The sequence below is a fragment of the Mycolicibacterium chubuense genome (genome assembly GCF_001044255.1).
Lineage (GTDB): Bacteria > Actinomycetota > Actinomycetes > Mycobacteriales > Mycobacteriaceae > Mycobacterium > Mycobacterium chubuense.
In genome coordinates this window covers 107,389-120,824 of the sequence record NZ_JYNX01000032.1, presented here as the reverse complement: position 1 = coordinate 120,824, position 13,436 = coordinate 107,389, and the positions used below count along the sequence as shown (strand labels likewise).

Sequence of the window (13,436 nt, the reverse complement as noted above, 5' to 3'; positions counted from 1 at the left end):
GCTCAACCGCGCAGCTTGGCCTGCAGCCGGGCGTTGACGGCGGCCGGCAGTAGCTCGGAGACGTCACCGCCCAGTGTCGCGACCTCTTTGGCCAACGACGACGACACGAACGAGTACTGCGGCGTGGTGGCGACGAAGAAGGTGTCGACGCCGGCGATGTGCTTGTTCATCTGCGCCATCTGCAACTCGTATTCGAAATCGGTGCCGGTGCGCAGACCCTTGACGATGGCGGTCAGGCCGCGGCTCTTGACGAAGTCCACGACCAGACCTTGGCCGGACTCGACGCGCAGATTCGGCAGATGGCCGGTGGACTCGGCGATCATCTCGATACGCTCGTCGAGATCGAACATGCCCTTCTTGGCCGGGTTGACCAGAATCGCGACGACGACCTCGTCGAACTGGGCGGCAGCGCGTTCGAAGATGTCGATGTGACCCAGCGTCACCGGATCGAAGGATCCCGGACACACCGCTCCGCTCATGGGGGTCGACGCTAGCAGCGGCAACCGGTGCCGCAGACCTCAGGCACGTTGGGCGAGCTCGACGCGGGTGTCGCCGTAGCGCCGGGACTTCCACGCGCTCCACCCGTCGGGCCAGACGATCTCCGGAACGGACGTGGGCCGCTCGACGACGACGACCGATCCGCCGGTCACCCAGCCGTGGTCGGCCAGCGCGACGACGAGATCCGTCACCTCCCCGGTGGTGACCGCATACGGCGGGTCGGCGAGCACCAGGTCCGCCGGTGCTCCGGCCGCTCCGGCGAGGACGGTGGCCACCGGTGCGCGGCGCACGGTGGCTCCCCGCGCGCCCAGGGAGGCGATGTTGCGGTCGATCACCGCGGCGGCCCGCGCATCGGATTCGACGAACAGCGCAGAGCGGGCTCCGCGCGACAGCGCCTCCAGACCGAGCGCGCCGGATCCGGCATAGAGGTCGACGACGTCGATGCCGGCGAAGTCGAGGCGCACCGTCAGCAGGTTGAACAACGACTCCCGGACCCGGTCGGTGGTCGGGCGGGTGCCGCGCTGAGGCACCGCGATACGGCGCCCCCCGAACTCACCGGCGATGATCCGGCTCAGGTTGATTCCCCGGTCGCATCACTCCTGCCCGCCGAACCGACCACCACCAGCAGGTCCCCGCCCTCGACCTGGGCAGTGGCCGCCACCGCCACCCGGGTGACGGCACCCGCCTTGGGCGCGGTGATGGCGGCTTCCATCTTCATCGCCTCGATCGTCGCGATCGTCTGGCCGGCGTCGACGGTGTCGCCCTCGGCGACGTTGACGGTGACCACCCCGGCGAACGGCGCCGCGATGTGGTCGGGATTCGTGCGGTCGGCCTTTTCGGCGACGGGTACGTCGCTGGCGATGCTGCGGTCGCGGACCACGACCGGGCGCAGCTGGCCGTTGATGATGCACATGACGGTGCGCATCCCCCGCTCGTCGGGATCCGAGATCGCCTCCAGCCCGATCAGCAACTCGACGCCCCGCTCGAGGGTGACCCGGTGCTCGTCGCCGTGGCGCAGTCCGTAGAAGAACTGGTTGGCCGACAGGCTGGAGGTGTCGCCGTACACCTCGCGGTGCGCCTCGTACTCCTTGGTCGGGCCGGGGAACAGCAGCCGGTTCAACGTCGCCTGCCGGGTGGGCCCGGCCTGCGTGAGGGCCTGCTCGTCGTCCTCGCTGAGCGGGGTCGACGGCTTGGCCGGCGCGCGGCCGGCCAGCGCCTTGGTGCGCAGCGGTTCCGGCCAGCCGCCGGGCGGGTCGCCCAGCTCACCGCGCAGGAACCCGATCACCGAGTCGGGGATGTCGAACTTGTCCGGCTCGGCAGCGAATTCGTCGGCGGCGATGCCGGCGCCCACCAGGGCCAGCGCGAGATCGCCGACCACCTTCGACGACGGGGTCACCTTGACCAGCCGGCCGAGGATCCGGTCGGCGCCGGCGTAGGCGGCCTCGATCTCCTCGAAGCGGTCCCCGAGCCCGAGTGCGATGGCCTGCTGGCGCAGGTTCGACAACTGTCCGCCGGGGATCTCGTGGGTGTACACCCGCCCGGTCGGCGTGGTCGGGCCCGACTTGGCAACGTCGAAGGGCGCGTACACCTTTCGCAGCGCCTCCCAGTAGGGCTCCAGATCGCACACGGCCGACAGCGACAGGCCGCTGTCGTACTCGGTGTGGGCGGTGGCCGCGACGATGGAGCTCAACGCCGGCTGGCTGGTGGTGCCGGCGAGGGGTGCCGACGCCCCGTCGACGGCGCTGGCCCCGGCCTGCCAGGCCGCCAGATAGGTGGCCAGCTGCCCGCCCGGGGTGTCGTGGGTGTGCACGTGCACCGGCAGGTCGAACCGGCTGCGCAGCGCGCCGACCAGTGCCGCCGCCGCCTGCGGGCGCAGCAGCCCGGCCATGTCCTTGATCGCGAGCACGTGCGCACCGGCGTCGACGATCTGCTCGGCCAGCTTCAGGTAGTAGTCGAGCGTGTAGAGGTTCTCCCCCGGATCCGACAGGTCCCCGGTGTAGCTCATCGCGACTTCGGCGACGGCCGTTCCGGTTTCGCGCACCGCGTCGATCGCGGGCCGCATCGAGTCGACGTTGTTGAGCGCGTCGAAGATCCGGTAGATGTCGATCCCGGTCGCCGTGGCCTCCTGGACGAAGGCGTGCGTCACCGATTCGGGGTAGGGCGTGTAGCCCACCGTGTTGCGCCCGCGCAGCAGCATCTGCAGGCAGATGTTGGGCACGGCCTCGCGCAGCGCGGCCAGCCGCTCCCACGGATCTTCCTTCAGGAAGCGCAGTGCCACATCGTATGTCGCGCCGCCCCAGCATTCGATCGAGAGAAGCTGGGGGGTCAGCCGCGCGATGTAGGGCGCCACCATCAGCAGCCCGGAGGTGCGGATGCGGGTGGCCAGCAGCGACTGGTGGGCGTCGCGGAACGTGGTGTCGGTGATGCCGACCGATTTCGATTCGCGCATCCACCGGGCGAACGCCTCCGGTCCGACCTCGGTGAGCAGGTGCTTGCTGCCGCGCGGCGGCATGGTGTCGAGGTCGATCTGCGGCAGCTTGTCATGCGGGTAGACCGTCGAGGTCCTGGGCCCGTGCGGTTGGTTGACTGTTACATCCGCGAGATAGTTCAGGATCTTGGTGCCGCGGTCGGCGGGCGACCGCGCGGTCAGCAGATAGGGCCGGTCGTCGATGAACGAGGTGTTGACCCGCCCCGCGCGGAAGTCGGGATCGTCGATCACCGCCTGCAGGAACGGGATGTTGGTCGACACCCCGCGGACCCGGAACTCGGCCAGCGCCCGGTGCGCCCGAGCGACGGCGGTCTCGAAATCCCTTCCGCGACAGGTCAATTTGACGAGCATGGAGTCGAAGTGCGCACCGATGTCGGCACCCAGATGTGCGCCGCCGTCGAGGCGGATGCCCGCGCCACCCGGTGACCGGTAGGCGGTGATCCTGCCGGAGTCGGGCCGGAAACCGTTGGCCGGGTCCTCGGTGGTGATTCGGCACTGCAGTGCGAAACCCCTTGGCGCGGTCAGCATGTCCTGGCTCAACCCGAGGTCGGCGAGCGTCTCGCCCGAGGCGATGCGCAGCTGGCTGGCCACCAGGTCCACATCGGTGATCTCCTCGGTGACCGTGTGCTCGACCTGGATGCGCGGGTTGCATTCGATGAACACGTGATGGCCGCGCTCGTCGAGCAGGAATTCGACGGTACCGGCGCAGGAGTAGCCGATTTCGCGCGCGAAGGAGACCGCGTCGTCGCAGATGCGCTGCCGCAGATCGGCGGGCATGTTCGGCGCCGGCGCAAGCTCGATCACCTTCTGGTGGCGGCGCTGTACGCTGCAGTCCCGCTCGAACAGGTGGATGACGTGGCCGTCGGTGTCGGCGAGGATCTGCACCTCGATGTGGCGCGGGTTGAGGACCGCCTGTTCGAGGTACACCGTCGGATCGCCGAACGCCGACTCCGCTTCCCGGCTGGCGGCTTCCACCGCCTCAGCCAGCGCGGCAGGATCGGTGACCCGGCGCATCCCGCGCCCGCCTCCGCCGGAGACGGCCTTGACGAACAGCGGGAACTCCATGTCCCGCGCGGCGTCGACCAGCTCGTCGACCGACGCCGACGGCGCCGAGGAGGTCAGCACCGGCAGCCCCGCGGCGCGGGCGGCCTCGATCGCGCGCGCCTTGTTGCCGGTCAGTTCCAGGACCTCGGCGCTGGGCCCGACGAACGTGATGCCGTTCGCGGCGCAGGCCGCGGCGAGTTCGGGATTCTCGGAAAGGAAGCCGTAGCCGGGGTAGACGGCGTCGGCGCCGGCCGCGAGCGCCACCCGCATGATCTCGTCGACGGACAGGTAGGCCCGGACGGGATGGCCCACGTCCCCGATCTGATAGGACTCGTCGGCCTTCAACCGGTGCAGCGAATTGCGGTCCTCGTGCGGATACACCGCGACCGTGGCGATGCCCATTTCGTACGCGGCGCGAAACGCCCGGATGGCGATCTCACCGCGGTTGGCAACGAGGACTTTGGAAATCTGACCGGCCACGGTTCACCTTAACCGGCCGCGACGCCGATCAGATCAGTGTCGACCAGTAGTTCCAGAACCGCTCGAGGATCAACAGGATGACCGCGGTGAACCACAGCGCCACCAGCGACCAGCGCCAGGTGTAGACCGCGCGGACGACGGCGTTGCCACTGCGCTGCGGCTGCAGCGCGAGCGAGGTGGCGACCACCAACAGCGGAACCGTCACGCTCCACACCACCATGCAGTACGGGCAGAGCGCCCCGATGCGGTAGAGGCTCTGGAAGATCAGCCAGTGCACGAACACCGTGCCCAGCAGCGAGCCGACCGCCAGCCCCGCCCAGTACCAGCGGGGCAGCGCCACCTTGGCGATGGCCAGCACGCCGGTGACCACGACCACGGCGAAAGAGACGATGCCGATCAGCGGGTTCGGGAAGCCGAACACCGAGGCCTGCGGGGTGATCATCACCGAGCCGCAGGACAGCACCGGGTTGATGCTGCAGGTGGGCACGTAGTCGGGGTTGATGAGGATCTCGATCTTCTCGATCGTCAGCGTCATGGCCGCGGTGAGACCGATGATCCCGGCGATGAGAACCCACCACGCACTGCGGCGCGGTACCGCGACACCGCCCGGCTCGCCGGCCGACGGATCGGTCTGCTCGACGGGTCCGGTCGCGGTGACGGTCATGACGCGGGCACCGACGCGGGAGCAGGCGGAGCGGCCTCGAGGCCCGGCACGTCACCGACGATCGTGCGGAGCTTGGCGACGAGCTCGTCCGGGGTGCTGTATTGGTAGTCCTCGCCGTTGATGCGGATGGTGGGCGTCGCCTTGATGCCGGTGGCACCGGCGAGTCCCTTCACCAGGTCGACGAAGCGGCCCTTGTTGATGCACTCGGGCACGGTGCCGGCGGCGCCGGCCTGCCGGGCTACCTCGACCAGTCGGGCGTTGTCCGGATAGCTGGTTCCGGTCTCGCTGGGCTGCTGGGCGTAGAGCGCGGCGTGGAATCTGCGGAACGCGTCGTTGGACTCCTCGGCCACGCAGTAGGCCGCGCCACCGGAGCGCGACGAGTAGTTCTGGTTCTGCGGACGGTCCAGGATGCTGACCATGTAGTAGTCGGCGGCGATGACGCCGGCGTCGACGAGCTTGTTGATCGTGGGCCCGAACTGCTGCTCGAAGGCGCCGCAGTGGGGGCACAGGAAGTCCTCGTACATCGACACGACGGCCTTGGGCTCGTCGGTGCCTTCCTTCTTGATCACACTCGAGGAGGCGACGCGGATGGACTTGGTCTCGCCCGCGGTGGGCTGGTCATCCGCCGACATCACGATGTAGAGCACCAAGACGACCGCGAAAATCACCACGACCGAGGTCAGACCGATCTGCACGAGCAGGTTGCGCTTGCGGTCGGCTGCCTTCAGGTCGTACCGCGCGTTCTTCTTGGGTTTGGTGGCCACGGGACACAGAGTACCGGCGCCGTGCGGTGCTCCTCAGCCAACGCGGCTCAGATGTGCCCGCATCGCCGAGATCACATCCGCGGTGGCGGTAGCGCTGGCGCCCCCGAGGGGGAAGAAGTTCGCGAAGCCGTGCACCACCGAGCCGTACTCGCGGTAGTCGACCGGGGTGCCCGCCGCGCGCAGCGCGTCGGCGTAGTGACGGCCCTCGTCGCGCAGGGGATCGAAGCCGGCGGTGACCACCAACGCGGGGGCCAGGCCCGAGTGATCGGTGGCCAGCAGCGGGGACACGTCCGGGTGGGTGCCGTCGACCGGCGCGTCGCCGAGGAACCGTGCGGTGAACCAGTCCATGTCGCGTTGGGTGAGGAAGAAGCCGTTGGCGAACAGGGTTCTCGACCGCGTCGACGCGCCGTGGTCGGTGACGGGATAGAGCAGCAGCTGCAGCGCCGGTGCCGGCACGTTCTCGGCGCGTGCCCGCAGCGACACCACGGCGGACAGATTGCCGCCGGCGCTGTCTCCGCCGACGGCCACCCGCCGCGGGTCGGCGCCGAGCGCGGCGGCGTTGTCCCGGGCCCAAAGATAGGCGGCGAAGGCGTCGTCGGCGCCCGCCGGCGCCTTGTGCTCGGGGGCGAGCCGGTAGTCGACGGACAGCACGTGCACCGCACCGGACCGGCAGATCTCACGGCACAGGTCGTCGTGGGTGTCGAGGCTGCCGATCACGTGACCGCCGCCGTGGTAGAAGACCAGCAGCGGCGCGTTCGGCTCGGTGGTGCGGTAGTGCCGGGCCCGGATCGGGCCGACCGCGCCGGACACCGTCAGATCGGTCACCTCGGGCATCGGGATGCGCCGGTGGAAGCTGGCCGCCAGCTGTTCGAGCTGGGCGCGGGCGGCGTCGACGTCGTCGTCGGCCACCAGGCCGTCGAGGCCGAGGGCCTGCTGACCCGCGAGCATCAGCTGCAGCGTGGTGTCGAGGGTGTTGCCGTCCAGGGTGATCGAGCGCCCACCGAGGAGCGCACGCTTGACCGGATGCGGGATACGGGGCAGCCCGCGCAGCGTGACACCGGCCACCGCGTTCGCCACGGCGTCGCGGCGGCGGGCCGGACGCGCAGCCGTGGTGGCGGATCGCTCGCTGGTCACGCTGGAGGTCATGGGTGCTCCTTTTCGTCTGCTGAGCCGTGATCCGCGACCGACGACGCGGCATGGCGCTGATTAGGCGCGGTCTCCCTGCGGCAATATAGTCATCGAAGCCGACGGCACCGGCCTCGCGTGCCTGTGCCCGGTGAACGAGCATCCACTTCAGCAAAGAAGGTGTCATGACTTCGGCGGCCGCAATCCCCACCGTCACGCTCAACGACGACAACACGATGCCGACGCTCGGCCTCGGTGTGGGCGAGTTGTCGGATTCCGAGACCGAGCAGGCCGTGCTGGCCGCGCTCGAGGCGGGCTACCGGCTCATCGACACCGCCGCGGCGTACGGCAACGAGGCGGCGGTCGGTCGGGCGATCGCGGCGTCGGGTGTGCCCCGCGAGGACGTCTTCGTCACCACGAAGCTCTCGCCCGAGGAGTTCGGCTTCCAGTCCTCGCAGGACGCCCTGAAGGCGAGCCTGGAGCGGTTGGGTCTCGACTATGTCGACCTGTATCTCATCCACTGGCCGGCCGGCGAGGGCGGTAAGTACATCGACAGCTGGGGCGGTCTGATGAAGGCCAAAGAGGTCGGCGACACCCGCTCGATCGGGGTGTGCAACTTCCACGCCCACCATCTCGACGACATCATCAGCCTGTCGTTCTTCACCCCCGCGGTGAACCAGATCGAACTGCACCCGCGGCTCAACCAGGCGGAGTTGCGCGCCGTCAACGCCGAACACGGCATCGCCACCGAGGCTTACGGCCCGCTGGGGGTGGGCAACCTGCTCGACCACCCGGCAGTGACCGCCGTCGCCGAGGCACACGGCCGGACGCCGGCACAGGTGCTGATCCGCTGGAGCCTGCAGCTGGGCAACGTGGTGATTCCGCGCTCGTCGTCCCCCGAGCGGATCGCGGCCAACCTCGACGTCTTCGGTTTCGAGCTCAGCGACGACCAGATGAGCTCGTTGAACGGCCTCGACGACGGCACCCGGTTCCGTCCCGATCCGGACACCTACACCGGGAGCTAGCCGGTTAAGGTGCGTGGCGTGGACACGCCGCGGACGCGCGCTCGTTCGGTGCGCGGCGCCCTGGTCGGGGTGTCCTCGGCGGCGATGACGACCGGAGCGCACATCGCGGCCGGCGGCGGCTTTCCCCGCGGCCCGGCTCTGATCGTCGCGCTGCTGATGTGCGTCACCGCCGGAGCGCTCGTCGCGCGCGTGCGGTGCGACGGTCTCACCGGGTACACCGCCATCGCCGCGGCGCTGGGCGGAGCGCAACTCGCCGGACACGTGACCCTGATGGTCGGCGCCCACCAACACCACGGCGCGGCCGGTCCGTCCTGGTTGATGCCCGCCGCGCACCTCGGCGCCGCTGCGCTTCTCGGTGCGGCGATCATGTCCGTCGAATACCTCTACGCCGTCTGTGTGTCGGTGCTCTGCTGGCTGCGGCTGTTCACGCTGCGCGCGCCTCGGGCGTCGTCCCCGGTCATCCAGTCCCGCCCGAATGTGGTGGTGCGCCAACCGGTTCTGAGCTCCGGTCTGGGTATGCGCGCCCCGCCTGCGGTGGTCTAGCAGTCCTTTTTCTCCCCTGATCACCCGCAGCGCCTGCGCTGGGGTCGTCGAATGCCGCTGCGCGCTCGCTCCGTGCCGCGCCGGCGAACCCTCTTTCTCCGCTGACACGAAGGCCTTCCATGACCCTGTCCGACGACACCGTCGAACCCCTGTTCCCCGCCCCACCGACATCGCGCACGCGCCGACGATGGCGCCCGTTCGTGGTCCGTCTGCACTTCTACGCGGGCGTGCTCGTCGCGCCGTTCCTGCTCGTCGCCGCCGTCACCGGTGGCCTGTACGCCCTGGCCCCGAGTATGGAGCGGGTCGTCTACCGCGACATCCTGTCGGTCGAGCCGCAGGGACCTGCGCTGCCGTTGAGCGATCAGGTCGCGCGCGCCCGCGCCGTCCACCCGGATCTTGCGGTGACGACCGTCCGGCCGGCCGCCGCGCCCGGCGACACCACCCGCGTCTCGTTTCACGACCCGGCGCTGGAAGAAGACCGGTCCCTCACCGTTTTCGTCGACCCCGGCACCGGCGACGTCCTCGGGGAGGAGGTGACGTGGTTGGGCTACCTCCCGCTGAGCACCTGGCTCGACGGGCTGCACCGGCACCTCAATCTCGNGCCGAAACACGTGCACAGCCCCCACAGTCGGCGTCCTGGCTGTGGGTGGTCGCCCTCGGCGGAGTGGGCCTGTGGCTGGGCAAGGCGGCCGGAGACCGGCGCCGCGGCCGCACGGCCCGGATCCTCACCGTAGACCGCAGCGGGTCGGGACGGTCGCGCACGATGAATTGGCATGGCGCCACCGGCATCTGGCTGCTCGCCGGGCTGCTGTTCCTCTCGGCGACGGGCATCACGTGGTCGACGTACGCCGGTGCGCACGTCACCGAGATCCGGTCGGCGTTGAATTGGCAACGGCCGCAACTGGTCACCGCACCGGCGCAATCCCACGCCGGGCATCACGGAGTCGAGGGGACGGTGACCGACCCGGCAGCTCTCGACTACGAGGGTGTGCTCGACGCCGCGGCACGACGCGGCGTGCGGATGCCCGTCGAGATCACCGCACCCGCCGAACCCGGTGCGACGGTGAGCGTCACCGAGATCGACGAGCCGTTCCGTTGGACCACGAACGCCGCCGCGGTCAACCCGACGGATCTGACGGTGACGAGCGCCGTCGACTACTGGCGCGACTACTCGGTGATCGCGAAGCTCGCCGACTGGGGCATCCGCGCGCACATGGGATTCCTGTTCGGTCTGCTCAACCAGCTCGTGCTGCTCGCAGTCGCGGTCGGACTGGTGACGGTCATCGTGCGCGGGTACCGGATGTGGTGGCAGCGCAGGCCGACACGGGGATCGAACTGGGCGGTCGGCCGACCACCGGCGCGAGGAGGCATCAGAGCGCTCCCTCCGGTGGCGATCGCCGCCGTCGGCGTCACCGCGGTCGCCGTGGGCTGGTTCCTGCCGCTGCTCGGATGGACGCTGGCGATCTTCGTCGTCGTCGACGTCATCGTTGCCGCGGTGGCGGGCCGGTCCGTGCCGGAAGAGGGCGAAAGCCCCTAGCGCACAGCCCGCCGACGCGGTGCAATGGGTGCACGCTGTCTCGTCGAGAGGTGCCGACCATGTCCAAGCGCGCACTCATCACCGCGTGGGCGGTCGCGGTTACGGCGGTCGGCGCAGCACTGCTTCCCGTCTCGGCGCCGCAGACCTTCACCGCCCAGCAGCCGTGGGATCCCGGCTGCTGGGGACCGTTCTCGTGGAATTCGGGCGAGTGCGACTGGTCCCCGGGTATGAGCGGCTCGACCACCAACGGCCCGTGGGATCCGTCGGTGACCGGACCCGGCCAGTTCAACCGCGGCGGAATGGGACCCGGCATGATGGGCCCCGAGTCGTAGCGTCAGCCCCGCGGGCAGGTGTCGGTTGCCGCGCGCAGCACCGGCACCGACGGCGCGTCGACCGGGAGGCCGTAACCCCGCAGGACAGCGATGTACTGGATCGCGTACTGACAGTGGAACGCCGCGTTGGGCGGCATCCACAGCGCAGGCTCCTTGTCGCCTTTGTCCTGGTTGGCCTGTCCGTCGACGGCGAGCAGATTGGCCGGATCGTTGGCGAACCGGGTGCGCATCTCGTCGCTCCAGGTGCGCGCGCCCAGATCCCACGCCAGCGCCAGCGGCACGAGGTGGTCGATCTGCACCGCCGCGCCGATCTGGTTGCCGCGCGTGAACGGCACCACCTCGCTGGTGTACGGGTCGAGCAGGGTGCCGGTGGCCACGGCGACGGGGCACCGCTTGATCGCCACGTAGGTCTTGTCCGCGAGGTCGCGATTGAGGATGTCGTTGCGGGTGTCGCACCCGTTGTGGCCGCCGGGCGCGGTGGTGTCGTCGGTCCAGGACTCGCCGAACGCGTCGCGGCGATAGTCGTAGCTGCGGACGCGCGCCGGAATCTCGGCGACGCCGGCGAGCACGTCGACTCCGGGTGCGACCGTGGGGATGTCGGCCTGGGCGATGAAACGCGACGGGCCCTGCTCCGACGACGTGACCTGGACGGCCACCACGATCGCCAGCACCGCGGCGATCATCAGCCACAGCTGCTGCCTGCGGGTCACGACTTGTCCAGATACTGCACGCGGTCATCAGCGGTGAACGGCGCCGAGAGCGCCAGCATGCCCGGATCCGAGGGGTCCGACGCGTAGACCGCTTCGCAGAGCTCCCTGGCCGCGTAGATGATGTCGGCGTGTTCGGCCAGCGACAGGAACCTCAGGGTGATGGGTCGACCGGATTGGTTCTGCCCCAACACATCTCCCTCGCTGCGTTCACGCAGATCGAGGTCGGCGAGCGCGAAACCGTCCAGCGTGCCTGCCACCGCCGTGAGCCGCTGTCCGGCCTTGGAGTTCTCCGGCAGCCGCGTCGCCAGCAGGCACAGGCTCGGGTGCTGCCCACGGCCGATCCGGCCGCGCAGCTGATGGAGCTGACTGATGCCGAAGCGGTCGGCGTCCATCACCACCATCACAGTGGCATTGGGCACGTCGACGCCGACCTCGATCACCGTCGTGCACACCAGAACGTCGATCTCCCCGGCCCGGAACGCCGCCATCACGGCGTCCTTCTCGTCGCCCGAGAGCCGGCCGTGCATGAGCCCCAGCCGCACGCCCGCCAGCGGACCGTGCTGCAGCCGCTGGTACATCTCGACGACCGTGACCGGCGGTGGCCCGGCCTGCTGTTTGTCCTTCTTCCCCTTGGCGGGCTTGTCGTCCTCGTCGATGCGGGAGGCGACGACGTAGGCCTGCCGCCCGGTCCGCACCTCCTCGGCGATCCGCGCCCACGCCCGGTCGAGCCAGGCCGGCTTGTCGGTGACGAAAATCGTGTTCGTGGTGATGGGCTGGCGGCCGCGGGGCAGTTCCCGCAGCGTGGAGATCTCGAGGTCGCCGTAGACGGCCAGGGCCACCGTTCGCGGAATCGGCGTCGCGGTCATCACCAGAAGATGGGGCGTGATGCCCTCAGGAGCCTTGCCGCGCAAGCGATCCCGCTGCTCGACGCCGAACCGGTGCTGCTCGTCGACGACCACCATGCCGAGCCGGTCGAACTCCACGGCGTCCTGCAGCAGCGCGTGCGTGCCGATCACGATCCCCGCCTCGCCCGAGGCCACCTCGCGGCGCACGTCGCGCTTCTGCTGCGCCGACATCGAGCCGGTCAACAGCGCCACCCTGGTGGCGTGCTCCCCGCCGCCGAGCTGACCCGCCATCGCCAACGGACCCATCATGGCGCGGATCGACTGGGCGTGTTGGGCGGCAAGGACTTCGGTGGGCGCGAGCAACGCGCACTGGTATCCGGCGTCGATCATCTGCAGCATCGCCAGCAGCGACACCACTGTTTTCCCGGACCCCACCTCGCCCTGCAGCATGCGGTTCATCGGCCGGGTGGCGGCGATTTCGCCCGAGATCACCTCGAGCACCTCGTGCTGGCCCTGGGTCAGCGCGAAGGGCAGCTGGGCCGTCATCGCCGCCCTCAGTCCGTCATCGCGCCGCTCGGCAACCGGACCGGTACCGCTGAGCTGGGTGTGCCTGCGGACCACCAACCCCCACTGCAGGCCGATCGCCTCGTCGTAGGTGAGCCGTTCGATGGCCCGGGCCCGGTCGCGCTCGTGTTCGGACACGTGGACCGAGCGCAGCGCCGCGTCCTCCGACAGCAGGTCCTGTTCGCGCACAAACGATGTCGGCAGCGGCTCGGCGACGGGGTCGAGCACCGCCAGCATCTGCCGGATGCACGCGTAGATCTCCCAGGTCTGCAGCTTCGAGGTGGCGGGATAGATCGGGAAGTAGTCCTTCTCGAACTCGGCCAGCAGCTCGTCACCGGTGGCGCCGGTCGAATCGGCGATCGCCGTCAGCGATTTCGTCCCGACGCTCTTGCCGTCGGAGGTGAGCACCATGAATGCCGGGTGCGTCAACTGCATGACGTCCCGGAAGTAGCCGACCTCGCCCGACAGCATCACCTTCGCGCCTTCGACGAGCGTCTTCTTCAGGTACTTGGCGTTGAAGAACGTGGCGGTCACCTTGGGCCGCCGGTGCCCCAGCGTGACCACCAGGTACTCACGCCGCGGTTGGCGGTTGGTCCATCTCGCCTCGGCCTTGGTGATGACGTCGACGAACGTGACGTGTTCGCCTTCCTCGAGGTCGAGGTCCTCCCCCTCCCCCCGCACGCTCATCGAGTCGCTGTACTTGCGGGGGTAGTACCGCAGCAGCTCCCCGACCGTGGTGATGCCGAGGTTCTCCTCGAGCTTCACGGCGGACTTGCTGCCGATCACGAAATCCAGGCGGTCGTTCAGGGACGCCACG

Annotated in this window: 12 protein-coding genes and 1 pseudogene; 5 read left to right on the top strand and 8 right to left on the bottom strand. The window is 69.5% G+C overall.

What is annotated here, in order from left to right; genetic code table 11:
* Window positions 1-2: 2 nt before the first annotated feature.
* From coaD to MCHUDSM44219_RS10200, 6 genes are read right to left on the bottom strand one after another with little or no spacing between them, the layout of a single operon-like run.
* On the bottom strand, window positions 3-479 hold the full coding sequence (gene coaD, locus MCHUDSM44219_RS10225; protein WP_048418123.1) for a pantetheine-phosphate adenylyltransferase: 477 nt from the start codon (window positions 477-479) through the stop codon (window positions 3-5).
* 39 nt (window positions 480-518) lie between these two features.
* Window positions 519-1,073: a 16S rRNA (guanine(966)-N(2))-methyltransferase RsmD gene (rsmD, locus tag MCHUDSM44219_RS10220; protein WP_082162140.1), complete on the bottom strand. Its 555-nt coding sequence runs from the start codon at window positions 1,071-1,073 to the stop codon at window positions 519-521.
* Complete coding sequence (locus MCHUDSM44219_RS10215) at window positions 1,070-4,510, bottom strand: pyruvate carboxylase (protein WP_048418121.1); 3,441 nt, start codon at window positions 4,508-4,510, stop codon at window positions 1,070-1,072. Before MCHUDSM44219_RS10215 ends, rsmD begins: the two co-directional genes overlap by 4 nt.
* Before the next feature lie 28 nt (window positions 4,511-4,538).
* On the bottom strand, window positions 4,539-5,174 hold the full coding sequence (locus MCHUDSM44219_RS10210) for a vitamin K epoxide reductase family protein (RefSeq protein ID WP_048418120.1): 636 nt from the start codon (window positions 5,172-5,174) through the stop codon (window positions 4,539-4,541).
* Window positions 5,171-5,938 (bottom strand): DsbA family protein, encoded by a 768-nt coding sequence (locus MCHUDSM44219_RS10205; RefSeq protein WP_048418119.1) that lies wholly within the window; start codon window positions 5,936-5,938, stop codon window positions 5,171-5,173. The genes MCHUDSM44219_RS10210 and MCHUDSM44219_RS10205 overlap by 4 nt, the downstream gene beginning before the upstream one ends.
* Before the next feature lie 33 nt (window positions 5,939-5,971).
* On the bottom strand, window positions 5,972-7,084 hold the full coding sequence (locus MCHUDSM44219_RS10200; RefSeq protein ID WP_048418118.1) for an alpha/beta hydrolase: 1,113 nt from the start codon (window positions 7,082-7,084) through the stop codon (window positions 5,972-5,974).
* 164 nt (window positions 7,085-7,248) lie between these two features.
* Here MCHUDSM44219_RS10200 and MCHUDSM44219_RS10195 point away from each other — a divergent pair, with 164 nt between their 5' ends.
* From MCHUDSM44219_RS10195 to MCHUDSM44219_RS10180, 5 genes and pseudogenes are all read left to right on the top strand, one after another.
* The gene (locus MCHUDSM44219_RS10195; RefSeq protein ID WP_048418117.1) at window positions 7,249-8,088 is read left to right on the top strand and encodes an aldo/keto reductase; all 840 of its coding nucleotides are present in this window, start codon (window positions 7,249-7,251) and stop codon (window positions 8,086-8,088) included.
* Window positions 8,089-8,106: 18 nt separating this feature from the next.
* Complete coding sequence (locus MCHUDSM44219_RS10190) at window positions 8,107-8,631, top strand: hypothetical protein (RefSeq protein WP_048418116.1); 525 nt, start codon at window positions 8,107-8,109, stop codon at window positions 8,629-8,631.
* A 119-nt stretch (window positions 8,632-8,750) separates the two neighbouring features.
* Window positions 8,751-9,231, top strand: a pseudogene (locus MCHUDSM44219_RS30895) (PepSY-associated TM helix domain-containing protein); the annotation flags it as partial.
* A 1-nt stretch (window position 9,232) separates the two neighbouring features.
* A partial coding sequence (locus tag MCHUDSM44219_RS10185; RefSeq protein ID WP_236695417.1) for a PepSY-associated TM helix domain-containing protein occupies window positions 9,233-10,168 on the top strand: 936 nt, incomplete at its 5' end.
* A 59-nt stretch (window positions 10,169-10,227) separates the two neighbouring features.
* Window positions 10,228-10,500, top strand: coding sequence for a hypothetical protein (locus MCHUDSM44219_RS10180; RefSeq protein ID WP_048418115.1), 273 nt, complete (start codon window positions 10,228-10,230; stop codon window positions 10,498-10,500).
* Window positions 10,501-10,502: 2 nt separating this feature from the next.
* Here the strand turns inward: MCHUDSM44219_RS10180 and MCHUDSM44219_RS10175 are convergent, their stop codons facing one another.
* Complete coding sequence (locus tag MCHUDSM44219_RS10175) at window positions 10,503-11,210, bottom strand: HNH endonuclease family protein (RefSeq protein ID WP_048418114.1); 708 nt, start codon at window positions 11,208-11,210, stop codon at window positions 10,503-10,505.
* Entirely contained in the window at window positions 11,207-13,435 is a 2,229-nt protein-coding gene (gene recG, locus MCHUDSM44219_RS10170) for an ATP-dependent DNA helicase RecG (protein ID WP_048418113.1), read from the bottom strand. Before recG ends, MCHUDSM44219_RS10175 begins: the two co-directional genes overlap by 4 nt.
* Window position 13,436: the final 1 nt, after the last annotated feature.

Excerpts from the sequence above, each read along its gene's own strand:
- coaD (WP_048418123.1), bottom strand. The coding sequence starts at position 479 with ATGAGCGGAGCGGTGTGTCCGGGATCCTTCGATCCGGTGACGCTGGGT.
- MCHUDSM44219_RS10210 (WP_048418120.1), bottom strand. The coding sequence starts at position 5,174 with ATGACCGTCACCGCGACCGGACCCGTCGAGCAGACCGATCCGTCGGCC.
- MCHUDSM44219_RS10200 (WP_048418118.1), bottom strand. The coding sequence starts at position 7,084 with ATGACCTCCAGCGTGACCAGCGAGCGATCCGCCACCACGGCTGCGCGT.
- MCHUDSM44219_RS10195 (WP_048418117.1), top strand. The coding sequence starts at position 7,249 with ATGACTTCGGCGGCCGCAATCCCCACCGTCACGCTCAACGACGACAAC.
- MCHUDSM44219_RS10180 (WP_048418115.1), top strand. The coding sequence starts at position 10,228 with ATGTCCAAGCGCGCACTCATCACCGCGTGGGCGGTCGCGGTTACGGCG.